The following is a 25,883-nucleotide window of genomic DNA, read 5'->3' as shown; positions in this document are numbered from 1 at the left end:
GCAACGGCGGAGAAAACTCTTCGTCATTTGAGCCGCGTGGCGCGACAGGGCTACGGTGGCCGGATGATAGCTTCACTGTTCGCGGCGGCCCTGATGACTGCTCAAGCGCAAACGCCTGATCCCGGCCTCCAGCCCCGTGTGACGGTGGCCCAGGGGACGCTGGTCGGGCGGCAGGTCGACGGCGTCGACAGCTTCCAGGCCATTCCCTACGCGGCCCCGCCGGTCGGCGCGCTGCGCTGGCGCCCGCCCGCGCCGGCGGCGACGTGGGAGGACGAACGGGACGCCGGAGCGCCCGGCGCCATCTGCATCCAGCCGCCCGCGAACGGCGACCCCGGCGTGGGGCCGCTGCCGATGAGCGAGGACTGCCTGAACCTGAACGTCTGGGTTCCGGCCGAGCACCCGGGGACGCCCCTGCCGGTGATGGTCTGGATCCACGGCGGCGGCCTGAACAACGGGTCGGGCACGGCGCGCCTCTACGACGGCGCCAATCTGGCCCGGCGCGGGGTGGTGCTGGTGACGATCAACTACCGTCTCGGTCGTCTGGGCTTCTTCGACCACCCGGCGCTGGCGGCCGAGCGCGCGCCCGGCGAGGACGCGGCCAACTACGGCTTCATGGACGTGGTCGCGGCGCTGGAGTGGGTGCGCGACAACGCGGCGGCGTTCGGCGGGGATTCCACCAATGTGACCGTCTTCGGCGAGTCGGCGGGCGGGGCGCTGGTCACGCGGCTGATGATCTCGCCGCGGGCGAGGGGGCTGTTCCATCGGGCGGTGGTCCAGTCCGGGCTGGGCCGCGACCAGGGCACGCCCCTGACCGAGCTGCGCCCCAACGGCGACCCGTCGATGCAGGAGCGGGGCGTGGCCTTCGCGGCGGGGCAGGGGCTGTCGAACGCCACGGCGGCCGACCTGCGCGCCATCCCGGCCGAGCGCGTCCTGGCCCCGGCCCCCAGCTTCTACGGCGGGGATCTGCTGGTGAAGGACGGGGGGCTGATCAGCGAGGACGTCGAGGCCGCCTTCGCCGCGGGACGCGAGGCGCCGGTGCCCTTCGTCATCGGTTCGAACAGCGCCGAGTTCTGGTGGATGAAGCCCACCGACATCAGCCCCTACGGCGCCATCGACGACGCCATGACGCCCGACGAGCGCACGGCCTTCCTGGCGGCCTACGGGGGAGAGGAGGGGTACAACGCCCACGTCCTCAGCGATCTGGTCTTCAGCGAACCGGCCCGGCATCTGGCCCGGCTGCACGCGGCGAACGGCCATCCGGCCTACGTCTACCGCTTCGACGTCGTTTCGGCCGCCATGCCCGAGCCGCACGCGGGCGCGACCCACGCGTCGGAGCGCCAGTATGTCTTCGACAATCTGGTGGCGTCTCCATGGCCGACCGAGGAGATGGACCAGCGGCAGGCGACGGTCATGGCGGACTACTGGACGGCCTTCGCCCGGACGGGAAATCCCAACGGCGGCGACCGTCCGGCCTGGCCCGAGGTGCGGGCCGACGGCGACCGGTTGCTGGAGTTCACCAACGACGGCCCGGTGGCGAAGCCTGTTCCGTACGCGGATCGTCTCGACCTGATCGAGGCCTATTACCGACGTACCCGATAGCGGTAACGGGCGCCCGTCTTCGGCGCTCCGAGCCTGCGACAGACTGCCCCGCGCGGCTTGTGGCCAAAATCCGGCCCTTGCGGGGCACGTGACTCGTATGTCATGTAATCGGTTACACGGTGCTTCGGACGGACTCGCGAAAAGTGGGCCGGGGCTGGGCGTCCGCCAGGGAGACTCACTTTTGTTCCGTTCAACCACGCAGCCCTCGGGCGCGGGCGGTCAGGCTTGAAGCCGGCGACCATCCGCGACGTCGCCGAACGCGCGGACGTATCCGTCGCGTCGGTTTCGCGCGTCCTGAACGGCGCGGGGCCGGTCACCGAGGCGACTCGCCAGCGGGTTCTGGCCGCGGTCGAGGCCCTGCAGTACGTGCCCCATTCCGGCGCGCGCAGCCTGTCGACCAGCAAGACCAATACGGTCGGGGTGATCCTCCCCGACCTGTACGGCGAGTTCTTCTCCGAGCTGATCCGCGGCATGGACGTGGCCGCCCGCGCGCTCGGCTATCACCTGATCGTCTCCTCGTCGCACGACGACGCCGACGAGGCCTCCTCGGCCATCCGCTCGATGCGCGGGCGGGTCGACGGCCTGATCGTCCTGTCGCCGCATCTGGGCGCCGCCAACCTGGCGTCGGGACTGGCCGGGCGTATGCCTGTGCTGCTGATGAACGGCGGCGCGGCGGAAGCCGGGCGTCCGTCGATCGTCGTCGACAACCACGGCGGCGCGGTCGCCGCGGTCGAGCATCTGATCGCCATCGGCCGCCGCCGCATCGCCCACATCGCCGGACCCGCGGGCAACCTGGAAGCCGAGGCCCGCCTGGCCGGCTATCTGGAAGCCATGGCCCGGGCCGCCCTGCCGACGATGGTGGTGGACGGGACCTTCACCAAGGCCTCCGGTCAGGAGGCCGGGGCGAAGCTGACCGGTCGCGCCGACCGCCCCGACGCCGTCTTCGCGGCCAACGACAACATGGCCGTGGGCGCGCTGCTGGCCTTCCAGGACGCCGGCCTGCGCGTCCCCGAGGACGTGGCGATGGTCGGCTTCGACGACATTCCGCTGGCCGGCCTCGTCCGCCCGGCCCTGACCACCCTCAGGATCAACATCGCCGAGACGGGCCGCAATGCGCTCGAGCGGCTTGTCAGACTGATCGGCTCGTCCGCTGACACCGCCTGCGAGGTGGTCCAGCCCGAACTGGTCGTGCGCGCCTCAAGTACCGTTTTCCCGACCGCTTCCGGCGCCGCCGGTTCGGTCTCCAACAGTATCCAGACACCGTCTCTTGAAGGGGAGAAGCTGTGATGAGCATCCGGAACAAGGCCTATCTGGGGGCGGCGTCCGCTCTCGCCGTCGCAATCGCGCTGGGTACCGCCGGGGCGGCCAGCGCCCAGGTGGCCAGCTCGACGCTGCGCGGCACCATCTACGAGGGCGAGGCCCCCGAGGCGGGCGGCACGATCCTCGCGACCGAAGTGGCCACCGGCTACGTCACCCGCGGCCGTATCGCCGCGGACGGCGGTTACGTCTTCACCGGCCTGCGTCCGGGCACCTATCGCATCGACGTGACGACGGCTGACGGCCAGAGCACGACCGACACCGTCACCCTGGTGCTGGGTCAGGTCGCCACCCTCGACCTCGATGTCGCCGCGACCACGACCGCCGACACCTCGGGCGCGACGGATCTGGGCGAGGTGGTCGTCACCGGCCGCCGCGTGTTCGAGGTCCGCACTCCGGAAGTGGCGACGAACGTCAGCCAGACGCAGATCAACAACCTGCCGCAGATCAACCGCAACTTCCTCAGCTTCGCCGCCCTCGCTCCGGGCGTGCGGGTGACCGAAGGCGAAACCGAGCGCACCATCTCGGCCGGCGGCCAGGGCGCCCAGGCGATCAACGTCTTCATCGACGGCCAGAACCAGAAGTCGACCATCATCGACGGCGGCGTGGCCGGTCAGGACGACAGCCGCGGCAACCCGTTCCCGCAGGCCGCCGTGCAGGAGTTCCGCGTCATCTCGCAGAACTTCAAGGCCGAGTATGAGCAGGCCTCGTCCTCGATCATCACCTCGATCACCCGCTCGGGCACCAACGACTTCTCGGGCGACGTCTTCGTCAGCTACCAGAACCAGGACTGGATCGCCCAGGACTCGTTCTCGGAAGCCCGCGGCGAGGACAAGCCGGAGCTGGAGCGCCTGCAGTGGGGCCTGTCGGTCGGCGGTCCGATCATCGAGGACCGGCTGCACTACTTCCTGACCTATGAGCGCAAGGACGAGACCCGCGCCAGCAACGTCTTCGTCAGCCGCTCGGCCTATGCGCCGCTGTTCGCCAGCGACGTCGGCGCCTTCTCGACCCCGTTCGAGGAAGACCTGTTCTTCGGCAAGCTGTCGTGGTCGATCGATGACCGCCAGCGCCTGGACGTCAGCGGCACCTACCGCACCGAGTCCGACGTCCGCTTCGGCGGCGGCACCAACGCCTATTCGCGCGCTGACCAGATCAACGCCGACACGCGGTCGCTGAACATCCGTCACCAGTATCAGGGCGACACCTTCCTGAACGAGGCGACGGTCGACTATTTCGAATACACCTACAATCCGACGTCGCTGAACTTCGACGACTACGGCCGGACCTACGTGATCTTCCGCGACAACGACGCGGGAACGCCGGGCTTCCAGTATAACAACGGCAACCGTGAAGCGACGGTCTTCTCGACCGGCGGTGGGTCGAACAACCAGAACATCCGCCAGCGCAACTGGACCTTCCGGAACGACCTGACCTTCACCGATCTCGACTGGTACGGCTCGCACACCGTCAAGATGGGCCTGAAGTTCTCGATGCAGAACATGTACGTCGAGAAGGAGTTCGGCCGGAACCCGCAGTTCACCTACGACATCGACGGCCGTCCGGAGATCAACGGCAGCCGTGACATCCCGGTCCAGGTCGATCTGGGCGTGGCGGTCGACCCGGCCGACGTCGATAACAACGTCTGGGGCCTGTACATCCAGGACGACTGGCAGATCACCGACCAGCTGGAACTGAACCTCGGCCTGCGTTGGGACTACGAGGACAACGCCGTCAACAACGACTACAGCACGCCGCAATCGATCCGCGACATGCTGGCGGCGATCCAGGCCCTGCCGGGGTATGACTTCCCGTCGTACTTCAACCCGTCGGACTATGTGACGGACGGCCGTGACGCCTTCACCGGCGCCTGGCAGCCGCGCATCGGCTTCAGCTACGACGTCTTCGGCGACGAGCAGACGGTGATCTTCGGCGGCGCCGGTCGCTACTACGACCGCGTCGGCTTCAACTTCGCCTTCGACGAGCGGTTCAAGCCGTTCCAGTTCAACAAGACCATCTACTTCTCGAACACCGGCGGCATGGTCGGCGGCAACCAGACGGTCGCCTGGAACCCGATCTACCTGACGCCAGAAGGTCTCGACCCGCTGCTGGCCGCCGCGCCGGGCTCGGGCGAGGTGTTCCTGCTGAACAACGACATGGAGCCGCCGCGCACCGACCAGTTCAACTTCGGCATCCGCCAGAAGTTCGGCGACTTCCAGACCTCGCTGACCTTCGCCTACGGCGAGACCAAGAACCTGTTCGCCTGGTACATCGCCAACGCCGGTTCGGAGACGGGTGACCGCTTCTCGGGTCCGACCCCGACCTCGGTCGGCTTCCCGCAGTTCCGCAACCTGATCTTCTTCGGCAACAACGACGCCGAGCAGACCTTCAAGGCCATGTACCTGACGGTCGACAAGCCGTTCGACACCGCCAGCAACTGGGGGATGACCTTCTCGTACACCCTGTCGGAAGCGGAGCGGAACGGCAGCCGTGACGGCGGCATTACGCCCTTCGACTTCGACTACAATCGTCCGGGTCTGTCGCCGTACTTCCCGACCGCGCAGGACGAGCGTCACCGCATCGTCGCGACCGGCATCGTCGGCCTGCCGATGGACTTCCGTCTGTCGGGCATCCTGACCCTGGGTTCGGGCCTGCCGTTCAACACCTTCAACTGCCCGACCGCCAGCAACCCGAACATCTGCTGGAACGGCGGCCGTCCGGAGAAGCACGACTTCATCATCCCGAACGCCTGGGCCTTCCGTCAGGTCGACCTGCGCCTGACCAAGTCCTTCGACGTGCCGTACGGCGACCGTGTCGAACTGATCTTCGACGCGATCAACGTGTTCAACTTCAAGAACTACTCGTCGTTCGAAGGGGACTTCAACAACCCCAACTACGGCATGCCCTTCAGCCAGTACATGCCGACCCGCAGCTTCCAGGTCGGCCTGCGCTACAGCTGGTAATCGACGCCGGCGTCAGCCGACACCGCCTACCCCGGGCCGCGCGAAAGCGCGGCCCGGGCCATAACAAGAAACAGAACGATCTTTCCGGGGGGAACCTTCATGATCAGATCCAGAACCACAGCCATGGGCGCCGCATCGGCGCTCGCACTCGCGATTTCGCTGGCCGCCGCCGGCGGCGCCTCCGCCCAGGTGTCCACCGCGACCCTGCGCGGCACCGTCTATGAGGGCGCGGGCGTCGAGACGGGCGGCACGGTCGTCGCGACCGACGTCGCGACCGGCTACGTCACCCGAGGCCGCATCAACGCCGACGGCGGTTACGTGATGGCCGGCCTGCGTCCGGGCACCTATCGCATCGTCGCCACCAGCGCCGACGGCCAGACGGCCGAGGACACCGTGACCATCGTGCTGGGTCAGGTGGCCACGCTGGATCTTGATACGGCCCCTGTTGTAACCGGTTCCAATACCGACGGCGCCACCGATCTGGGCGAGGTCGTCGTGTCCGGCCGCCGCATCTTCGAGGTCCGCACCTCGGAAGTGGCGACCAACGTCAGCCAGCAGCAGATCAACGACCTGCCGCAGATCAGCCGCAACTTCCTGAACTTCGCGGCCCTGGCGCCCGGCGTGCGTGTCACCGAAGGCGACACCGAGCGGACCATCTCGGCCGGCGGCCAGCCGTCGCTGGCGGTCAACGTCTTCATCGACGGCCAGAACCAGAAGTCGCTGATCAACGACGGCGGCATCGCTGGCCAGGACGACAGCCGCGGCAACCCGTTCCCGCAGGCCGCCGTGCAGGAGTTCCGGGTCCTGACCCAGAACTTCAAGGCCGAGTATGAGCAGGCCTCGTCGGCCATCATCACCTCGGTCACCCGCTCGGGCACCAACGAGTTCACCGGCGACTTCTTCATCACCTACCAGCCCTCGGACTGGGTGGAGCAGAACGTCTTCTCGCGGGCCCGCGGCGAGGCCCGTCCGCGTCTGGACCGGATGCAGTACGGCCTGTCGGTCGGCGGCCCGATCATCGAGGACCGTCTGCACTTCTTCCTGACCTATGAGCGCAAGGACGAAACCCGCGAGCGTTCGGTCTTCCTGAACCGCACCGAGTTCACCTCGCAGTTCTCGGATGAGCTGGGCACCTTCGAGGCCCCGTTCGAGCAGGACCTGTATTTCGGCAAGCTGTCGTGGTCGATCGATGACCGCCAGCGCCTCGACCTGAGCGCCACCTACCGGACCGAGCAGGACATCCGCGACTTCGGCGGCGGCCCGACCTCGTTCGACCGCGCCCAGGCGATCAACGTCGAGTACCGCTCGCTGAACCTGCGCCACCAGTTCCAGGGCGACAACTTCCTGAACGAGGTGTCGGTCGACTATCTGGAGTCCCAGTACAACCCGCGCGCCCTGAACTTCGACCAGACCGGCGCCCGCTTCGTCGAGTATCGCGACGCCGCGGCCGGGACCCCGGGCTTCCAGTTCGACTACGGCCAGATCAACGCCACCATCTTCACGGCCGGCGGCGGCACGAACAACCAGGACCTGACGCAGGAGGTGCTGACCTTCCGCGACGACCTGACGTTCAGCGACATCGACTTCATGGGTACCCACACGCTGAAGATGGGCGTGAAGTACTCGATGCAGAGCCTCTACGTTTACAAGCAGTTCAACCGGAACCCGTTCTTCACCTACGACGTGCAGGGCCGGTCCGAGGTCAACGGCACGACCACCATCCCGACGCAGGTGACGCTGAACCTGCCGGTGGATCCGGTCGACGCCGAGAACAACGTCTTCGGCGCCTACATCCAGGACGACTGGCAGGTCACCGACAAGCTGGAGATCAACCTCGGCCTGCGCTGGGACTATGAGGACAACGCCGTCAACAATGACTGGCGCACGCCGGACGTGGTCCGTCGCCTGCTGACCGCCATCGACGGCGTCGCCGGCTTCGACTTCCCGTCCTACCTCGACATCAACGACTACATCTCGGACGGCGACCGCGACGCCTTCACCGGCGCCTGGCAGCCGCGCATCGGCTTCAGCTACGACGTCTTCGGCGACGAGCAGACCGTGATCTTCGGCGGCGCCGGTCGCTACTACGACCGGATCGCCTTCAACTTCGCCTTCGACGAGCGGTTCAAGCCCTACCAGCTGAACAAGACCATCTACTTCTCGCCCGCCGGCGGGACGTACGGCGGTCGCACCGACACCGTGGCCTGGAACCCGATCTATGCGACGGCCGAGGGCCTGGACACCCTGCTGGCCGGCACCGTCGGTCGCGGCGAGGTCTTCCTGATCCAGGACGACGCCCCGCCGCCGATGACGGACCAGTTCAACTTCGGCATCCGCCAGAAGTTCGGCGACTGGCAGACCTCGCTGACCTTCTCGTGGGCCAAGACCAAGAACGAGTTCGCCTGGTACCGCGCCAACATCGACCCGACGACGAACTCGGTTCCGGCCGCGGTGCGTCCGTCGTCGCTGATCGACCCGTCGACCGGCCGTCCGTTCCAGTTCAACGACGGCGTCTTCGTCTCGAACCACGATCGCGAGCGGGACTATCAGGCGATCTTCCTGACCGCCGACAAGCCGTTCACCGTCGCCAGCGGCTGGGGCTTCAACCTGGCCTACACCTATACGGAAGCCAGCCAGAACGGCAGCCGTGACCAGGGCACCGGCAATTTCGACTTCGACTATCCCTGGACCTCGTACAGCCCCGAGTTCAACTCGCCGGGCGCCGAGCGTCACCGCCTGATCATGTCGGGCACGGTGGCCCTGCCGTACGACTTCCGCCTGTCGACCCTGGTCACCCTGGGCTCGGGCCTGCCGTTCACGCGCAACAATGTGGGCAACGGCGCCAAGCCGGACTGGTTCTCCGCCTATCCGGAGAAGAAGGACTTCATCATCCCCGACGCCTGGGCCTTCCGCCAGGTCGACCTGCGGGTGACGAAGGAGATCGAGCTCCCGAACGGCGACTTCGTCGAACTGACCTTCGACGCCATCAACGTGCTGGATTTCAAGAACTTCAGCAGCTTCAACCAAACCTACCGCACGTCGAACACGGGGCTCGCCCCGCTGAACCCGACGTTCGGCAACCCGACCGCCCAGTTCCTGCCGACGCGCAGTTTCCAGGTCGGTCTGCGGTACCGCTGGTAACCGTCTCCTGAGCCTGACGGCCGCCCTCGACCCAAACGGGGGCGGCCGATTTTTTGACCTGAGTGTTTTTGAGTAGAAGGATGATCCCCATGAACCGCAGACGCTTTCTGATGGGATCCACCTTCGCCGGCGCGGCCCTGGCCGTGGCCGGGTGCGCCACCATGCCGTCCGCCAGCCCCGCCGGGCCGCGGGGACGGGCGCTGGATGCGGGCTTCGAAGACCTGCAGCGCAAGACCTTCGACTGGTTCGTCCATGTCACCAGACAATCCAACGGGCTGACGCCCGACCGCTGGCCGACCGAGTCCTTCTCGTCCGTCGCCGCCGTCGGCTTCGCCCTGACCTGCTGGCCCATCGGGGTCGAGCGCGGCTGGATGAGCCGCGACGAAGCGCGCGAGCGCACCCTGACGACCATCCGCTTCTTCCATGAGCTGCCGCAGGGGCCCGAGCCGACCGGCAACGGCGGCTACAAGGGCTTCTTCTACCACTTCCTCGACATGAACACCGGCCACCGCTTCGGCCGGACCGAGCTGTCGACGGTCGACACCGCCTTCCTCGTCTCGGGCATGCTGTTCGCCGCCCGCTGGTTCGACGGCGACCACCCGCAGGAGCGCGAGATCCGCGAGCGGGCCCAGGCCATCTATGAGCGGATCGAATGGGACTGGGCCGTGGTCCGCCCGAACCGCATCACCATGGGTTGGCACCCGGAGACCGGCTTCATCCCGTCGGACTGGAACGTCTACAACGAGGGGATGATGGTCCTGCTGCTGGCCATCGGCAGCCCGACCCATCCGGTCCCGGCCGCGGTCTGGGACGAGTGGTGCAGCGTCTACGACCGCAGCTGGACCGACGTCTGGGGCCCCAAACACCTGCATTTCGCGCCCCTGTTCGGGCACGAGTTCAGCCACATGTACATCGACTTCCGCGGCATCCACGACCGCTGGATGCGTGATCAGCAGGCCGAAATCCCGGGCTTCGACTACTTCCAGAACAGCGTCCGCGCCGTCGAGGCGCAGCGCAAGTACGCCGTCGACAACCCGATGGGCTGGGCCGGCTATTCGCAGGACGTCTGGGGCCTGACCGCCTGCGACGGCCCGGGCGACTTCCGTCAGGTGATCGACGGGCGCGAGCGCGAGTTCTTCAGCTATTCGGCCCGTGGTCCGGGCGACCGCGACGACGGCACCATCGCCCCGACCGCGGCCCTGGCCTCGCTGCCCTTCGCCCCGGACCACGTCCTGACCTGGCTGAACACGGTCAAGGCCCGCTACGGCGCGGGCGTCTATACCCGCTACGGCTTCCTGGACGCCTTCAACCCGACGCTGACGCAGCGCGACGGCCCGCTGCAGCACGGCAACATCGTGCCGGGCGTGGGCTGGGTGGCCGACGACTATCTGGGCATCGATCAGGGCCCCATCGTCATCCAGATCGAGAACCATCGCTCGGAGATCGTCTGGAAGGCCATGCACGGCGAGCCGAATCTGGTCCGCGGCCTGAAGCGTGCGGGCTTCACCGGCGGCTGGCTGGATAACGCATGAGGAAACAGGAACAGCGTCCTTCCCCCCTCGAGGGGGAAGGTGGGCGGCGGAGCCGCTCGGATGGGGGGGCTGTCGCCGCCGAATCCACGCTGTCCGGTTCGCCTCCGGCATCCCCCTCATCCGTCGCGCTTCGCGCGACACCTTCCCCCTCGCGGGGGGGAGGGGGGCTGAGCCGCCGCGGCGCTGTAGGGTTGCTGGCTGGAAGCGCGCTGGCCGCCTGCACCCCACGCAACGACGGTCGCACCCGCCTGCGCTTCTGGGCCATGGGCTCGGAGGCGACCAATGTCGGCCAGATCCTGCCGGAGTTCGAGCGACTGAACCCGGACATCCGGGTCGAGGTGCAGGCCCTGCCGTGGACCGCCGCCCACCAGAAGCTGCTGACCGCCTATGCCGGCGCCTCCCTGCCGGACGTCAGTCAGGTGGGCAATACCTGGGTGTCCGAGATGACCGCCATCGGCGCCATCAGCCCGATGCCGGCCGAGGCGCGCGACCTGCTGACCGACCAGTTCCCGGCGGTGCTGGACACCAACAGCGTCAACGGCCGCCCCATGGCGACGCCCTGGTACGTCGACACCCGGCTGATCTTCTACCGCACCGACCTGCTGCGGCAGGCGGGCTATGAGGCCGTGCCGCAGGACTGGGCCGGCTGGAAGCAGGCCATGCATGCGGTCAAGCGCGTGGTCGGGCCGGACAAATACGCCGTCCTGCTGCCGCTCAACGAGTTCGAGCAACTGCTGACCTTCGGCCTTCAGGGCGACGCGCCCCTGCTGAAGGACCAGGACACGCGCGGCAACTTCTCCACCCCGTCCTTCATCGCCGCGCTGGAGTTCTACAAGAGCCTGTTCGACGAGGGGCTGGCCCCCATCGCCTCGGCGGCCCAGATCTCGAACGTCTGGACCGAGTTCGAGCGCGGCTGGTTCAGCTTCTACTTCTCCGGTCCGTGGACCATCGGTGACTTCAAGGATCGCCTGTCGCCCGGCGTCCAGTGGATGACCGCGGGCGTGCCCGGTCCGACCGGCCCCGGCGCCTCGGCCCCCGGAGGCTCGTCGCTGGTCGTCTATCGCTCGTCGCCGCATCAGGAGGCGGCGTGGAAACTGGTCCGCTACCTGTCCGAGCCGCGCATCCAGGCTGTCTTCAACGGCGTGACCGGCAACCTCCCGGCGCGCGAAAGCGCCTGGGCCGCGCCGACGGTGGCGAACGACCCCTACATCGCCGCGTTCAAGGGACAACTGGCCCGCGCGAAAGCCGTGCCCAAGGTCCCGGAGTGGGAGCGGATCGTGACCGAGATGCAGATCGTCGCCGAACGCATGGTGCGGGGGGAATTCACCCCCGCCGCCGCCGCCGCCGAGATCGACCGCCGCGCCGACCGCCTGCTGGAGAAACGCCGCTGGATGATCGAACAGGGGAGGGCGGAGTGACCACCTCATCCTTGCGCAAGCGCGAGCGCGCCGCATGGGGCTTCGTCGCCCCGGCCCTGATCGCGATCGGCGTCTTCTTCGCCATCCCGGTCTTCGCGGCCCTGCTGCTCAGCCTGACCGATTTCGACATCTATGCGCTGGCCGACATCGGCAACATGCGGTTCGTCGGCCTGCAGAACTACGAACGGCTGTTCGCCAATCCCCTGTTCTGGGGGGCGATGAAGAACACCGGCCTGTTCGCGGTGCTGGGCGTGCCCCTGTCGATCGCGGCCTCGCTGGCGGCGGCGGTGATCCTCAACGCCCGCGTCATCAAGTGGCGGCCGCTGTGGCGGGTGATGTTCTTCGCCCCCTTCGTGACCACCCTCGTCGCCACCGCGGTGCTGTGGAACTACATGCTCCACACCCGCTACGGCGTGATCAACTGGGCGCTGGGCGCCTTCGGCATCCCGCCGGTGGACTGGCTGGGCGACCCCTCGACCTCCATCCCGGCCATCCTGATGTTCGTCGTCTGGAAGACCTTCGGCTACAACATGCTGATCTTCCTGGCGGTCCTGCAGACCGTGCCGGACGACCTCTATGAGGCTGCCCGTATCGACGGCGCCGGGCCGTGGAAGCAGTTCCGCCACGTGACCCTGCCGGCCATCGGACCGACCCTGCTTCTGGTGTCGATCATCGCCGTGGCCAGCTTCTTCCAGCTGTTCGCCGAGCCCTATGTGATGACCCAGGGCGGGCCCGCCCAGTCGACGGTGACCGTGCTCTACTTCATGTACGAAGAGGGCTTCAAATGGTGGAACCTCGGCTCCGCCAGCGCCGTCGCCTTCGTCCTGTTCGTCTGCATCCTGGCGGTGACGCTGGTGCAGCTGGCCGTGGCGAAGAAGGTGGGGGCCTACGAATGAAGGCCCGTTCGATCCTGTTGAACCTCGCGGTCGCCCTGATCGCGCTGGCCGTCCTGTTCCCTCTGGCCTGGATGGTGTCGGTCAGCTTCATGTCGACCGGTGAGGCGGCGGCCTTCCCGCCGCCGCTGTGGCCGAAGACCTGGACGCTGGAGCACTACCGCGACCTGTTCGTGACCCAGGGCATGGGCCGCTATCTGTGGAACAGCTTCGCCCTGGCCACGCTGGCGACGGTGCTGGCGCTCGGCTTCACCGTCCCGGCCGGCTACGCCTTCGCCAAGCTGAGGTTCAAGGGCCGCGAACGCCTGTTCCAGCTTCTGGTCGCGGCGCTGGTGGTGCCTGCCCAGATCGGCACCCTGCCGCTGTTCCTGATGCTCAAGTCCATGGGGCTGGTGAACACCTACGCCGGGGCCCTGGTGCCCTGGCTGGCCTCCATCTTCGGCCTGTTCCTGGTGCGCCAGTACGCGCTCAGCATCCCCGACGAAATGCTCGAGGCCGCCCGCGTCGACGGCGCCTCCGAGAGCCAGATCTTCCGCAAGGTGGTCCTGCCGACCATGCAGCCCATCGTCGTGACCCTGGCCCTGTTCGTCTTCCTGGGCAGCTGGAACGACTTCCTGTGGCCGCTGATCATCCTGACGGACCAGTCCAACTACACCCTGCCGGTGGCGCTGGCGGCCCTGTCGCGCGAGCATGTGCAGGACGCCGAGATGATGATGGCCGGCGCCGTCATCACCGTCGCCCCCGTGCTGGCCATCTTCCTCGCCCTGCAACGCTACTACATCCGCGGCATGCTCGCGGGCAGCGTGAAGGGCTAGCGCAGTCCGTTCCTCACCCAACGGGGGAGGGGGACCGCGAAGCGGTGGAGGGGTCTGTCCGCTTCACCGGTATCCGGGGCCGGCGCCCCTCCACCATGCTTCGCCTTGGGCTGCGCATGGTCCCCCTCCCCAATAGGGGAGGAACGATGGAGTTGAGTTATGCGCACCTTCCTGCTGGCCACCACGGCCGCCCTCGCTTTGGCCACGGCGGCGCACGCACAGAGCCAGAACGGGGCGGTCCGCCCGCTCGACGCCTTCGAGACCCTGACGCCGTGGACCGCCGACGCCTCCACCGACGTCTCCTCCGCCGTGTCGGAAGTCCCGGGCCATGACGGCAGGGCGATGCGGCTGAGCTATGATTTCAACGGCCGGTCGGGCTACGCCTTCGCCGCCCGCGCCCTCGATCTGCGCGTGCCCGAGAACTACGAGATCAGTTTCTGGGCGCGCGGCGAGATGCTGCCCAACACCCTCGAGATCAAGTTCACCGACGCGTCCGGCGAGAACGTCCACTGGCGCCAGGTCCAGCGCTTCGAGGCGCAGGGCGAGTGGACCCGCTACGTCATCAAGAAGCGCCAGATCATCTGGGCGTGGGGCCCCGAGCCCGACCGCACCTTCCGCGGCGCCGCCCGGATCGAGTTCGTGGTCACGGCGGGGCAGGGCGGTCGCGGCTGGCTGGAGATCGACCAGCTGGAGCTGCGCGAACTCCCGCCCGAGCCCTCGGTCCCGCCGCGTCCGGTCGCCAGCGCGACCAGCGAGGACGGCCTGAATCTCGCCGCCCGCGCCGTGGACGACGACCCGCTGACCTTCTGGAAGTCCGCCGCCGGCGGCGAGCAGAGCCTGACCCTCGACCTCGGCTATGAGCGTGAGTTCGGCGGCCTGACCCTGCGTTGGGCGGACCGGATGGCGGCGTCCGCCTATCGCCTGATGGCCTCCTCCGACGGTCGGGACTGGCGCGAACTGGCGTCCGTCACCGACGGCAACGGCGGGACCGACTGGCTGCGCACGCCCGAGGCCTCGGCCCGCTGGCTGCGGCTGGACCTGCTGGCCCCGCTGGACGAGAGCGGCGTCGTCGGTCAGGCGGGCGCCGGCCAGCGTCTGGGGCAGGCGGCGGTGAACGCCTACGCCCTGACCGGCCTCGAGATCGAACCCCTGTCCTTCGGCGAAACCGCGACCAGCTTCATGATGGCGGTGGCCTCCGAAAGCCGCCGCGGCCTCTATCCGCGCGGCTTCCACGGCGAGCAGCCCTACTGGACCCTGGTCGGCGTCGACGGCGGCGGCGAGAGCGGCCTGATCGGCGAGGACGGCGCCATCGAGCTGCGTCGCGGCGGGCCGAGCATCGAGCCCTTCATCCTCGACAACGGCCGGCTGGTCACCTGGGCGGACGTCAACGTCACCCAGTCGTTGGCCGACGACGACCTGCCGATCCCGTCGGTCACATGGGAGGGCGACGGCTGGACCCTGAAGACGACCGCCATCGCCGACGGCGCGGCGGATCAGGCGGCCTTGTGGGGCCGCTATGACCTGACCAACACCTCGGACCGCCCCCGTCGCCTGACCCTGGCCCTGATGGCCCGGCCGTTCCAGGTCAACGGACCACGCCAGTTCCTGACCACGCCGGGCGGCGTCGGTCCGATCGAGAAGATCGAGATCACTCCCGCAGAGCTGACGCTGAATGACAACGTGAATGTTCGCGCCCTGAGCCCGGCCGATCATATCGTCGCGTCCAGCTTTGAAGCCGGCAGCGATCCGCAAAGCCTTCTGACCGTCGCAGACCGGCGCGCGTTCATGGGGGAAGGCGGGGCGGAATACGACACCTCGGCTCTCATGTCCGGTGGCTGGCTTTACGACGTCACCCTGCAGCCCGGCGAAAGTCGCACCGTCGGCTGGACGAGCGCGCTGGCCGGTAGGCCCGCGGCCCTGCCGGTCACCGGCTCGGTCGAGGCGGTGCTCGACAGCGTTCACGAGCGCGTCGCCACCCAATGGCGCGAGAAGCTCGACCGCTTCGACGTCACCCTGCCGCCCGAGGCCGGCCCGGTCGAGGACGTGATGAAGTCCTCGCTGGCCCATATGCTGATGTCGCGGCAGGGGCCGATCCTGCAGCCGGGCACGCGCAGCTATAACCGCAGCTGGATCCGTGACGGGGCCATGATGGCCGAGGGGCTGAACCGGCTGGGCCACGCCGGGCTGTCGGCCGACTATCTGCGCTGGTTCGCCCCCTATGTCTTCGATAACGGCAAGGTGCCCTGCTGCGTCGACAGCCGCGGCGCCGATCCGGTGCCCGAGAACGACAGTCACGGCGAGTTCGTCTTCCTCGCCGCCGAGACCTACCGCTACACCGGCGACCTCGAACTGCTGCGCGCCAGCTGGCCGCAGGTTCAGGGCGCGATCCGCTACATGGACGAGCTGCGCGCCTCGACCCGCACGCCCGAGTTCGAGGCGGCGGACAAGCGCCACCTGTTCGGCCTGCTGCCCCCGACCATCAGCCACGAGGGCTACTCCGACCGTCCGGCCTACAGCTACTGGGACGATTTCTGGGGGCTGCGCGGCTACGCCGACGCCGTCTTCATCGCCGAGACGCTGGGCGACGTCGAGGCCGCCGCCCGCTTCCGCGCGTCGGAGGCCCAGTTCAAGGCCGACATCATCGCCTCGATCGAGGCGACCGCCCGCGTCCACGGCATCGACTGGATCGCCGGCGCCGCCGACCGGGGCGATTTCGACGCCACCTCGACCACCATCGGCCTGTCGCCCGGCGGCCTGATCGACGACCTGCCGCGTGAGCTGCTGGAGGGCACCTTCGACAAGTGGTGGGACAACTTCACCGCCCGGCAGGAGAACCGTCAGGCGTGGAAGGACTACACCCCGTACGAGCTGCGCAACGTCGGGGCCATGGTGCGGCTGGGTCGTCGCGAGGAGGCGATCCGGGCGCTGGACTTCTACTTCGCCGACGTCCGCCCGCGGGCCTGGAACGGCTGGGCCGAGGTGGTCGGCCGCGAGGAACGCGAGCCGCGCTTCATCGGCGACATGCCCCACGCCTGGATCAGCTCTGACTACATCCGCTCGGTCATGGACATGCTGGTCTATGAGCGCGACCGCGACCATGCGCTGGTGCTGGCGGCGGGCGTGCCGACCCGCTGGCTGGCCGGGGAGGGCGTCGGCGTCCGCGCCGTCCGCACCCCGTACGGCCCGCTGACCTACAGCCTCCGGGCGGCCCGGCGGGGCTATGTCCTGACGCTGGAGCCCGGCGTCACGCCTCCCGGCGGCTTCATCATCCAGTGGCCGGCGGGCGAGACGCCGCCGACGACGGTCCGCATCGACGGACGGGCGGCGGCCTTCGCCGACGGGGAGCTGTCGGTCCCCGCCGGCGCCCGGCGCGTGGAGATGCGGTGAGAGGCGACTGATCCGCCAACCCCGCCTTTACGGTGCGTCACGCCGCGTGGCAGCTTCTCCGGACACGTCGCCGGGGGATGGAATGATCTGGACTGTGGCCCTTGCGGGCTTGTCGGTGGTCGCGGGCCAGTTGCCGGTCGATCAGGGCTACGGCGCCTGTCTCCGGGCGCCCGACCCGAGCACCTGCGTCGCGGAAGTTGCGATGGCGCGTGACCAGCACGGGTCTGTTGATCTCACTGACCGGATCGCCGCAGGCGCGGTGGAAGCCGCTGTCGAAGTCGCCCCTCGACGTTACCGGGACGCCGTGGAGCTGGCCGCGAAGGTCAGTCGCGGAGAACGCCCCGCCCTTTCGCCCTCACAGGCGCAGGCCGTGCTGGATGTGTTTGGTGAAGTCGAGTTTTACGACAGCGGGCTGCCGGGAGACGCGCGCGCTGACTGGCTCTGGCCCATCGCCCTGAGCGGGCCGATCCCGTCGCTGGAGCGTCGCCAAAGTTTGATCGCGACGGCGTGGCGGATCGGGCGGGATGAGGACGTTCGCCGATTGATCTCGGAGGCCCCGCTGGAGCGCAACTGGACACCGGACCAGAGAGCCTCGTTCGCCAGTCAGCTTGCTCTATCAGGTTACGCAGACGCGGCGGATGCCTGGTTGGCGGCCGGCGGGGACAAGGCCCGGAACTATGATGTCAGCGGAATCCGTCGGAGGATCAGTCGCGCGCGTCTGCTTGCCGGATATGACCCAAGAGCGGCCGCAGACCTCGTTGACGGGATCGTGGCGGACGACGAGGTTTCGCTGTGGTTCGACGATGAGGTCACGGCTCTGGCTGCGGCTGGAGCGTCTGGCGAGGCGAGGCGGGCTTCCGATGTGCTGCTGGCGAGGGGGCGTGACCCGGAACGGGATATCGAGGCGCGGACCGACGATCTGGCGGCTGCATCCATGCTTCTGGCCGTCGCGGGTGATCAGGATGCCGCATTGGCGGCGGCGCGAGAGGGGGCGCTATTGACGCCGCTCACGGTCACCAACCGGACCTCATATCGTCAGGACGTGAGCACAACGCCGCCCGCCGTCGTCGCCGAGATGGCGAATGGCTTTGGAACGGAGCCCGTTCAACAGCTCTACAGACTGGGCGCGACGGAAGAGGCGTTGTCCAACGGCTATCTGGCGGGGCGGGATCGCTACCGCCTTGAGCTTCGCGCAGGTCGGCGACCTGACCCGAGATGGCTGACCGATCACCGGATCGACTTCCAGCTGAAGCTACTGGTTCCCGAGTTGCTGGAGCGCCGCGCGGTGGCAGACGCCCGCGCCCTGCTCGATCACCTGCTGGCCGATCCGGCGGTACTGGACGCAGCCGGGACAGAAGAGCTCATGATGCTGGCTGCCATTGCGGGAGACGGTGAACGGCTCGACGCTATCTTCGCCCGCGCGGTTCGCGCGCTCGATCAACGAGCAGAAGACGCTTCGAGTTGGGAGGCAATCCGGCTGGTCATCGGTCGCCGGGCGGCAGATGCGGTCCTGACGAGCCCGTTAGCTTAGTCCCCGTAGTCGTCGTACCGGCGCCCGTCATGGGCCAGGTTGCCGAAGCGGGTGGTGTTGGCGTCGAAGGCCAGTTTCACGATGCCGATGGGGCCGTGACGCTGCTTGCCGATGACGACCTCGGCCTGGTGCTCCAGCCGGTCCATGTCCTGCTGCCACTGCAGGTGCTCTTCCGTGCCCTCCTTGGGCTCGGCGCGGCCCAGGTAGTAGCTTTCGCGGTACACGAACATCACGCAGTCGGCGTCCTGCTCGATCGAGCCGGATTCACGAAGGTCGGACAGCTGGGGCCGCTTGTCCTCGCGCTGCTCGACCTGGCGCGATAGCTGCGACAGGGCGATGATCGGCACCGACAGCTCCTTGGCCAGCGCCTTCAGGCCGCCGGTGATCTCGGACACTTCCTGCACCCGGTTCTTCTGGCTGTTCTCGCCCGTGGTCACCAGTTGCAGGTAGTCGACGATGATCAGGTCCAGCCCGTGCTCCATCCGCTTCAGGCGACGCGCGCGCGCCGCCAGCTTGGAGATGGACAGACCGCCGGTGGCGTCGATGTAGAGCGGGCTCTCGCCGATCTCGACCGCCGCGTCGCGGATCTTGCCGAAGTCCGAGGCGTCGATCTCGCCTTTGCGCAGCTTGTCGGACGACACGCCCGAGGCGTCGGCCAGCATACGCATGGCCAGCTGTTCGGCGCTCATTTCCAGCGAATAGAAGGCGACCACCCCGCCCGAGACCGTCTTGCGGCCCTCCGGCGTCGGCTCCCAGCGATAGCTGCGCGCCACGTTGAAGGCGATGTTGGTGGCCAGCGCCGTCTTGCCCATCGACGGACGGCCCGCGAGGATCAGAAGGTCGGACGGGTGCAGTCCGCCCAGCTTCTGGTCGAGGTCGTCCAGCTGGGTCGCCAGACCGGCCAGCTTGCCGTCGCGCTGGTAGGCCTCGGCGGCCATCTGCACGGCGCCGGACAGGGCGTGGGAGAAGCTGACGAAGCCCGAGGACGGCTTGCCGGTCTCGGCCAGCGAATACAGCGTCTGTTCGGCCTGTTCGATCTGCTCGTCGGCGGGCGTCTCGGGGTTCGGCGCCTCCTTGATGATCTCGCCGCCGATGCGGATCAGGTCGCGCCGCAGGGCCAGGTCATAGACCACCCGCGCATAGTCAGGGGCGTTGGCCGCCGGTGGGGCGCGGTCGACCAGATCGGCCAGGTAGCGCAGGCCGCCGAATTCCTGGAACGCCGGGTCCTGCTTGAACCGCTCCATCAGGATGGTCGGCTCGGCCAGCATGCCCTGACGGATGTGGTCCTCGATGGCCTCGAACAGCCGCTGGTGGAACGGCTCGTAGAAATGACTGCCGCGCAGCCGGTCGCTCAGACGCTCGAACACCGCGTTGTCGAACATCAGCGACCCGAGCAGCGCCTGCTCGGCCTCGAGGTTGTGCGGCAGGGACGCGACCGACGGCGTGTCGTTGAAGGCGGACGGAGCAAAGGCGTTCATGGTCATGACGTCATGCCCTTACAGGCCGCCTGCGTCATTGTTGGTCGCATCGGTTGCCGGGGACAATTCGTCGGGGCTGTGGGCAGTCCCGAATTCCGCAACCGGATCAGTTAACGATCAGGCGCCGCAGGGCCAGCGCTCGGTCATCCATTCGCGGATCGCCTGTTCCACGCTGATGCCGCGCCGGGCCGCGGGCAGGGCGCGAAAACGGGCCAGCAGGCCCTCGGGCGTGATGCCCGTTCCGCGCGGCGGGATGCAGTAGGCGGGGCGGCGTCCGGCACGCTCGTCGGCGAACTGGGCGTTCTTCACCGCGTGGACGGCGGTGCTGACCTCGCTGATCAGGCGGCGGCCCTCCGGACGCAGGGCGGCGGTCGCGTTCTGGGGCAGGCGGTCGGCGATCGACAGGAACTCGCGCACCGTCATGGCCTCGGCGGCCGAGGTGGCGGCGAGCGAAAGGAACAGGGCCAGTCCGAGGGCCTGGAGGATGCGAAGCATGGGGAGGTCTCCGACCGCTCAGGTAGGCCTCACAGCGCCTTATGGCAACGCTGGCCGGTTGAATGGCGCGCGGTATCTGATAGCAGTCGCTCAACGTATGGTGAGACGGGGGACGTTATGATTCAGGCTCTTGTGCTGGCGGCGACCATGGCGATGTCGCCGGTTCAGTCCGGCAACGACTGGCGGGCGATCGCCTTCCACGACAACTGGATCAAGGCCATCGACGCCTCGGGCGTGCGCGCCACCGGCTCGGAGCGGATCTTCTGGCTCTCGACCTACTATCGTGAGGTCCAGGACGACGGCACCCGCTATTCGGTCGACCGCTACAAGATCGAGTGCAACCGCGAGACGATCTCGATCCTGCACATGACCGACTACAACGACGGCGGAAGCAGCATCTTCTCGGGCGCGGGCGACTCGACGGACCCGATCGTGCCCGGCTCGGTGGCCGCGGACTATATGGCGGCGGTCTGCCACAACGACTGGCCGGAGACGACGCCGGTCGACTCGCTCAAGACCTTCCTGCAGGTGGCCCGCGCCACCTTCGAGGACATGGCGGCCGAAGACGCCCGCTGACAGGCCCGATCTTCGGGAGGCGCCCCCTGCGGCGCGCCTCCCGAACGACCGTCCGGCCCCTTACCAGTTCAGGCCGATGCGGGCGTAGACGAAGCGCCCGTTGAAGCCGAACGGCGAGTAGTAGGGGAAGCCCAGCACCCCGTTGCTGTTCAGCGCCGCCGGGACCGCGTCCGGGTATTCATCGAACGCATTGTCCACGCCCAGCGACAGGGTCACCCGGTCATTGGGGCTGAAGCGCGCCTCGAAGTCCGCCACCACCTTGTCGCCGGTCGAATAGTCGCTGGCCGCCGTCGAACCCGGCTGCAGGACGCTGGCGTAGTAGGTTGAGCGCGCCGTCAGGCCCCACCGGCCGTAGCTCCAGTTCGCCGTGCCCGACACCTTGGTGTCCGGCGTGCCTTCCTCGATGGTCAGGATGCGGCTGCGGGCGAACAGCGGCGGCACCGGGCTCAGCACCGACGACGAGGTCGGGGTGCGGGTCACCTCGACGTCGTTCACGTTCGCCGCCACGGTGAAGTCCCAGTCGCCGTAGTCCACGGTGTTCAGGCGATAGCGGCCGACCACGTCCACGCCCTTGGTCGTGGTGTCGACCCCGTTCAGGAAGAAGCGCGCCGCCTGCACGCCCAGCGGATCCAGCAGGCTGGCGACCTGCGGGCTGAAGCTGCGGTTGATCAACTCCGACAGGACGATCTGGTCCTCGATGTCGATCTGGTAGGCGTCGACCGTCAGGTTGAAGTCGCCCCAGCGGAAGACGGCGCCGAGGGTGTAGTTGGTCGAGGTTTCGGCATCCAGCGGCTCGGCGCCCAGCAGGCCGGCGACCGTGCTGGTGGCCGGGAAGGTGCCGGTCTCGACCACCACGCCGCTCTGGATCACGGAGGCGGTCGAGGTGAAGTAGGACTGCTGCAGCGACGGCGCGCGGAAGCCGGTCGAGACCGAGCCGCGCAGGGCGAACGACGGGGTGAAGTCGTAGCGGGCCGAGATCTTGCCGGTCGTGGCGTTGCCGAAGTCCGAATAGTCCTCGAACCGCACGGCGCCGGCGACGGTGAACTGCTCCGTCACCGGGGCCTCGACGTCCAGGTAGACGCCGACGGCGGTGCGGTCCTCGTCCACCTCGTTGGACGGCTGGAAGCCGACGAAGCCCTGCGCCCCGCCCGAGAGGGCCGTGTTGCCGCCCAAGGGGCCGCGATCATAGGATTCCGGCTGACCGGCCTTGATCTGATAGGTCTCACGGCGCGCCTCCAGACCGGCGGCGACGTTCAGCGGGGCGTAGAGGCCCACGTCATACTGGCGGGTGAAGTCCGCCCCCAGCACCAGCTGGTCGTAGATCAGCGAGCCGGAGTCGAAGCTGGTCGGCGAGGCTGCGCCGTAGGTGGCGTTCAGCGAATCCTCGGTACGGAAGTCCAGGGCGTTGCGGCCGTAGACCAGGTTCACGTCGGCGTCCCAGCCGCCGATCTGGCCGCGCAGCCCGCCGGCGACCGACAGGTCCTGCGAGTTGACGGCGATCTTGGGCAGGAAGCCGTTGGGGTAGATGGCGGCGACGTTGTTCACGTTCGAGGCCAGCCGCGGGAAGGCGGCGCTTTCGCTGTCGCGATCCTGGAATCCGGCCCAGCCATAGGCCTCCCAGCCGTTGCCCAGCGGGGCGCCGGCGTTGGCGAAGACCGTCCACTGGGTGACCTCCGGATCACCGAAACGGGCGGTGACGGCGTTGGGCGTGACGCGCGGATCGAGGTCGGAGCGGTTGGTCGGATCGCGCTGCAGATACTCGGCGCTGAGGGTCAGATAGCCCTCGTCGCCCAGGCCGAAGCCCTGCCAGGCCGAGGCGGTCAGGGTGCCGCCGTCCTGCTCGTCACGGCCCGCCGCCCGGGCGGTGTCGACGGTGGTGTAGTACTGGCCGGCGGTGAAGGTCGCGCCGCCGCCGCTGCGGGCCTGCCGCAGGCGCAGGTTCACGACCCCGGCGATGGCGTCCGAGCCGTACTGGGCCGAGGCGCCGTCCCGCAGCACCTCGACGCGGTCCAGGGCACCCGCCGGAATGGTGTTCAGGTCCACCGCCGCGGAACCGCGCCCGACCGAGCCGTTGACGTTGACCAGCGCCGAGGCGTGGCGGCGCGTGCCGTTGACCAGCACCAACGTCTGGTCCGGCGACAGGCCGCGCAGGGTGGCCGGACGGATCGAGTCCGTGCCGTCCACGACCGCGGGGCGGGGGAAGGTGAGCGACGGCACCGACTGGGCGAGGGCGGCGGCCAGCTCGGTCGTGCCGCGGTTCTGCAGGTCCTCCTGGGTGACGACGTCGACGGGGGCCAGGGTGTCCAGTCGCGAGCGGTTCGGCGCGCGGGTGCCGGTGACGACGACGTCGTCCAGCTCTGCCGCGTCGGGGGCCGTTTGCGGGGCGGTCTGGGCGTGGGCGGCGCCGGCCAGCAGGGCCGTGGCCGAGGCCGCGGCGAACAGGGTGGCGCGCAGGCGCAGGGTGGGGGTGGTCATGACGGTCTCTTCTCGATGTGTGACGCAGGTCCTCGGGCGGCGTCGCGCGCAGCGATCGCCGGGTGTCCGGGCTAGCGATGGGGTGGTTCAGGTCTGGCGCGAGGCCGGGGAAGTCAGCCGGTTACAGCGAACGGCGACATCGCATCAGGCCGCCGCAACACATGAGGGTGCGCGGCGCACGGGCATCGGCGACGAGAGGAGTCAGGGCGTAGGGCTGGAAGGCACGCATGGTCGTCTCCTGCTCAATCGGAAACGCCAGCGGTGACAGATGGGGGGAGTCCGGCTTGCAACCCGGTCTCTCATCTGCCGCGACCCGGGGAGGGGTCCCGAAGGAGTTGGCACCTTACGGAGGTCCGCAGGTTGCCCCGACGTCAAAGGGCCTATCCCTCAGCCGGTCTCGATGAGCAGTTGCGATATTGCGGCGCGTCATAAATGCGTCAAGGACGGGCCGGAAAAAAGTTCGGCGGCGCAGGGTTTCCCCCACGCCGCCGTGACTTTTCAGCATCAAGCTTGGGTTTAGGCTTCCGAACCCAGGCCGTCTTGCTGGCCGGCGCCGCCGGCGATCATGTCCGCGGCCTGTTCGGCGGCGGCTTCACGATCCTCGTCGTAGGCCGACTTGATCACGTCCTCGCCCTTGGCTTGACGCTCGGCTTCTTCAGCCGAACGGGCGATGTTGATCTTGACGGTGGCCGAGACCTCGGCGTGCAGGCGAACCAGCACGTCGTGGACGCCCAGCGTCTTGATCGCCGTGTTGAGCACGACCTGCGAGCGCTCGACCTTGCCGCCTTCAGCCTGGACGGCTTCAGCGACGTCGCGACCGGCGACCGAACCGTACAGCTGACCGGTTTCACCGGCCTGACGGATCATGACGTAGGTCTGGCCGTCGATCTTGTCGGCGACCTTCTGCGCGTCAGCCTTGTTCTTCTCGTTGCGCTGCTCGATGGCGGCGCGGTCGAGTTCGAAGGCCTTCAGGTTGGCGGCGGTGGCCCGGCGGGCCTTGTCGCGCGGCAGGAGGAAGTTGCGAGCGAAGCCGTCCTTGACAGTGACGACGTCGCCGATGGCGCCGAGGTTATCGACGCGTTCCAGCAGAACGACCTTCATCTTACTTCACCACGTAGGGCAGGAGGGCCAGGTAGCGCGCGCGCTTGATGGCCTTGGCCAACTCGCGTTGCTTCTTCTGGGAGACAGCCGTGATGCGCGACGGGACGATCTTGCCGCGCTCGCTGATGTAGCGTTGCAGCAGCTTGACGTCCTTGTAGTCGATCTTCGGCGCGTTCGGGCCGGAGAACGGGCACACCTTGCGGCGGCGGAAGAACGGGCGACGGGCCGGGCCGGAGCCGGCCGGCGCGCCCGGGATCGGGGCGGTGGTATCGGTCATGTTCCGGGTTCCTTAGGCTTCGACGGCGTCTTCACGCGGACCGCGTTCACGCTCGCGCTCGCGCTCGCGTTCACGACGGGCCAGCAGCGGCGACAGTTCCAGGTCGAGTTCCTCGACGCGGACGGTCAGCCAGCGCAGCACGTCTTCGTTGATCGACAGCTGACGCTCGACTTCGGCCATGGCGGCCGGAGGGGCGTCGACGGCGAGCAGCGAGTAGTGAGCCTTGCGGTTCTTCTTCACGCGGTAGGTCAGGTTGCGCAGACCCCAGTACTCGATCTTGGCGACGGAACCGCCGTTTTCCTCGATCAGAGTCTTGATGGTGTCGTTCAGCGCTTCGGCCTGCTGCGCCGAGATATCCTGGCGCGTCATGACCGTGTGCTCGTAAAGAGCCATGCGGTATTCTCCCTTGTGGGCGCCGGCGCGGGCGGACCGGGTTCAGTCCGTTCCACGATGGTTCCCGAGGCGGCGGCCGGGATGACTTCCCGAACCCTTTGGAACTCCGCACCGGGACCGAAGCCCTGGAAAGCGGGCGCGTATAGGGGAAAACCGGCCGGGGAGCAAGGCTGCGGCGCCGTTGTTACTCCGGCCGAATGATCGTGCAGTCCCAGCGCCGTTCGGCCAGGGCCTCGCAGGCGGCGCGGGCGGCGGCCTCGGTCATGCCGGTGAAGCGCGACCGGTACCAGCCCGAGGCGCTCTGCACATTGCGTTCGGCGCCGGCGAACTGGCGGGTGTAGCGGCGGTTGACCTCGGCCAGCCAGTTCCGGGCCACGGTCTCGTCGCGGAAGGCGCCGACCTGCACGGTCCAGCGGCCCGCGGGCTCGCGGGCGGGTTCCCGGGCGGGACGGGCCGGGGCGCGTGGCGACGTGCGTGCCGGCGGGCTGCGGGTGG

General features: G+C 68.3%; 18 protein-coding genes and 1 riboswitch. Of the genes, 11 read left to right on the top strand and 7 right to left on the bottom strand.

Annotated elements, in window-relative coordinates; all coding sequences use genetic code 11:
* Positions 1-93: 93 nt before the first annotated feature.
* The 10 genes from VGE03_RS14495 (at position 94) to VGE03_RS14450 (ending at position 18,593) form a co-directional block, all read left to right on the top strand.
* Complete coding sequence (locus VGE03_RS14495) at positions 94-1,599, top strand: carboxylesterase/lipase family protein (RefSeq protein ID WP_331047183.1); 1,506 nt, start codon at positions 94-96, stop codon at positions 1,597-1,599.
* Between the two features lie 225 nt (positions 1,600-1,824).
* Entirely contained in the window at positions 1,825-2,886 is a 1,062-nt protein-coding gene (locus VGE03_RS14490; RefSeq protein WP_331047182.1) for a LacI family DNA-binding transcriptional regulator, read from the top strand.
* Positions 2,886-5,876 (top strand): TonB-dependent receptor, encoded by a 2,991-nt coding sequence (locus VGE03_RS14485; RefSeq protein WP_331047181.1) that lies wholly within the window; start codon positions 2,886-2,888, stop codon positions 5,874-5,876. Before VGE03_RS14490 ends, VGE03_RS14485 begins: the two co-directional genes overlap by 1 nt.
* Before the next feature lie 99 nt (positions 5,877-5,975).
* Positions 5,976-9,017 (top strand): TonB-dependent receptor, encoded by a 3,042-nt coding sequence (locus VGE03_RS14480; protein WP_331047180.1) that lies wholly within the window; start codon positions 5,976-5,978, stop codon positions 9,015-9,017.
* A gap of 89 nt (positions 9,018-9,106) precedes the next feature.
* Complete coding sequence (locus tag VGE03_RS14475; protein WP_331047179.1) at positions 9,107-10,549, top strand: glucoamylase family protein; 1,443 nt, start codon at positions 9,107-9,109, stop codon at positions 10,547-10,549.
* 191 nt (positions 10,550-10,740) lie between these two features.
* A complete protein-coding gene (locus tag VGE03_RS14470; protein ID WP_331047178.1) occupies positions 10,741-11,967 on the top strand; it encodes an extracellular solute-binding protein in 1,227 nt (408 codons plus the stop codon).
* Positions 11,964-12,863: a sugar ABC transporter permease gene (locus VGE03_RS14465; protein WP_331047177.1), complete on the top strand. Its 900-nt coding sequence runs from the start codon at positions 11,964-11,966 to the stop codon at positions 12,861-12,863. The genes VGE03_RS14470 and VGE03_RS14465 overlap by 4 nt, the downstream gene beginning before the upstream one ends.
* On the top strand, positions 12,860-13,675 hold the full coding sequence (locus VGE03_RS14460; protein WP_331047176.1) for a carbohydrate ABC transporter permease: 816 nt from the start codon (positions 12,860-12,862) through the stop codon (positions 13,673-13,675). Before VGE03_RS14465 ends, VGE03_RS14460 begins: the two co-directional genes overlap by 4 nt.
* Positions 13,676-13,834: 159 nt before the next feature.
* Positions 13,835-17,062: a discoidin domain-containing protein gene (locus VGE03_RS14455; protein ID WP_331047175.1), complete on the top strand. Its 3,228-nt coding sequence runs from the start codon at positions 13,835-13,837 to the stop codon at positions 17,060-17,062.
* A gap of 82 nt (positions 17,063-17,144) precedes the next feature.
* A complete protein-coding gene (locus VGE03_RS14450) occupies positions 17,145-18,593 on the top strand; it encodes a hypothetical protein (RefSeq protein ID WP_331047174.1) in 1,449 nt (482 codons plus the stop codon).
* Here VGE03_RS14450 and VGE03_RS14445 read toward each other — a convergent pair.
* Positions 18,590-20,071 (bottom strand): replicative DNA helicase, encoded by a 1,482-nt coding sequence (locus tag VGE03_RS14445; protein ID WP_331047231.1) that lies wholly within the window; start codon positions 20,069-20,071, stop codon positions 18,590-18,592. The two genes, VGE03_RS14450 and VGE03_RS14445, sit on opposite strands and share 4 nt — an antisense overlap.
* A 117-nt stretch (positions 20,072-20,188) precedes the next feature.
* Entirely contained in the window at positions 20,189-20,566 is a 378-nt protein-coding gene (locus VGE03_RS14440; protein WP_331047173.1) for a hypothetical protein, read from the bottom strand.
* Positions 20,567-20,683: 117 nt separating this feature from the next.
* Between VGE03_RS14440 and VGE03_RS14435 the strand changes: the two genes are divergently transcribed.
* Positions 20,684-21,142: a surface-adhesin E family protein gene (locus VGE03_RS14435; protein WP_331047172.1), complete on the top strand. Its 459-nt coding sequence runs from the start codon at positions 20,684-20,686 to the stop codon at positions 21,140-21,142.
* 60 nt (positions 21,143-21,202) lie between these two features.
* On the opposite strand, the gene VGE03_RS14430 is transcribed toward VGE03_RS14435, so the two are convergent.
* From VGE03_RS14430 to VGE03_RS14410, 5 genes are all read right to left on the bottom strand, one after another.
* A complete protein-coding gene (locus VGE03_RS14430) occupies positions 21,203-23,617 on the bottom strand; it encodes a TonB-dependent receptor (RefSeq protein WP_331047171.1) in 2,415 nt (804 codons plus the stop codon).
* 296 nt (positions 23,618-23,913) lie between these two features.
* Positions 23,914-24,024: riboswitch (SAM riboswitch) on the bottom strand.
* A gap of 109 nt (positions 24,025-24,133) precedes the next feature.
* Positions 24,134-24,718, bottom strand: a complete 585-nt coding sequence (rplI, locus tag VGE03_RS14425; RefSeq protein ID WP_331047170.1) for a 50S ribosomal protein L9 — start codon at positions 24,716-24,718, stop codon at positions 24,134-24,136.
* 1 nt (position 24,719) lies between these two features.
* Positions 24,720-24,995: a 30S ribosomal protein S18 gene (gene rpsR / locus VGE03_RS14420; RefSeq protein WP_331047169.1), complete on the bottom strand. Its 276-nt coding sequence runs from the start codon at positions 24,993-24,995 to the stop codon at positions 24,720-24,722.
* A gap of 12 nt (positions 24,996-25,007) precedes the next feature.
* Positions 25,008-25,388: a 30S ribosomal protein S6 gene (gene rpsF / locus VGE03_RS14415; protein WP_331047168.1), complete on the bottom strand. Its 381-nt coding sequence runs from the start codon at positions 25,386-25,388 to the stop codon at positions 25,008-25,010.
* Positions 25,389-25,572: 184 nt separating this feature from the next.
* On the bottom strand, positions 25,573-25,883 hold a 311-nt coding region (locus tag VGE03_RS14410; protein WP_331047167.1), incomplete at its 5' end, for an SPOR domain-containing protein.

The organism is Brevundimonas sp., assembly GCF_036400995.1.
Lineage (GTDB): Bacteria > Pseudomonadota > Alphaproteobacteria > Caulobacterales > Caulobacteraceae > Brevundimonas.
The sequence above is the reverse complement of the archived record's forward strand: the minus strand, read 5'-3'. Positions and strand labels throughout refer to the sequence as shown.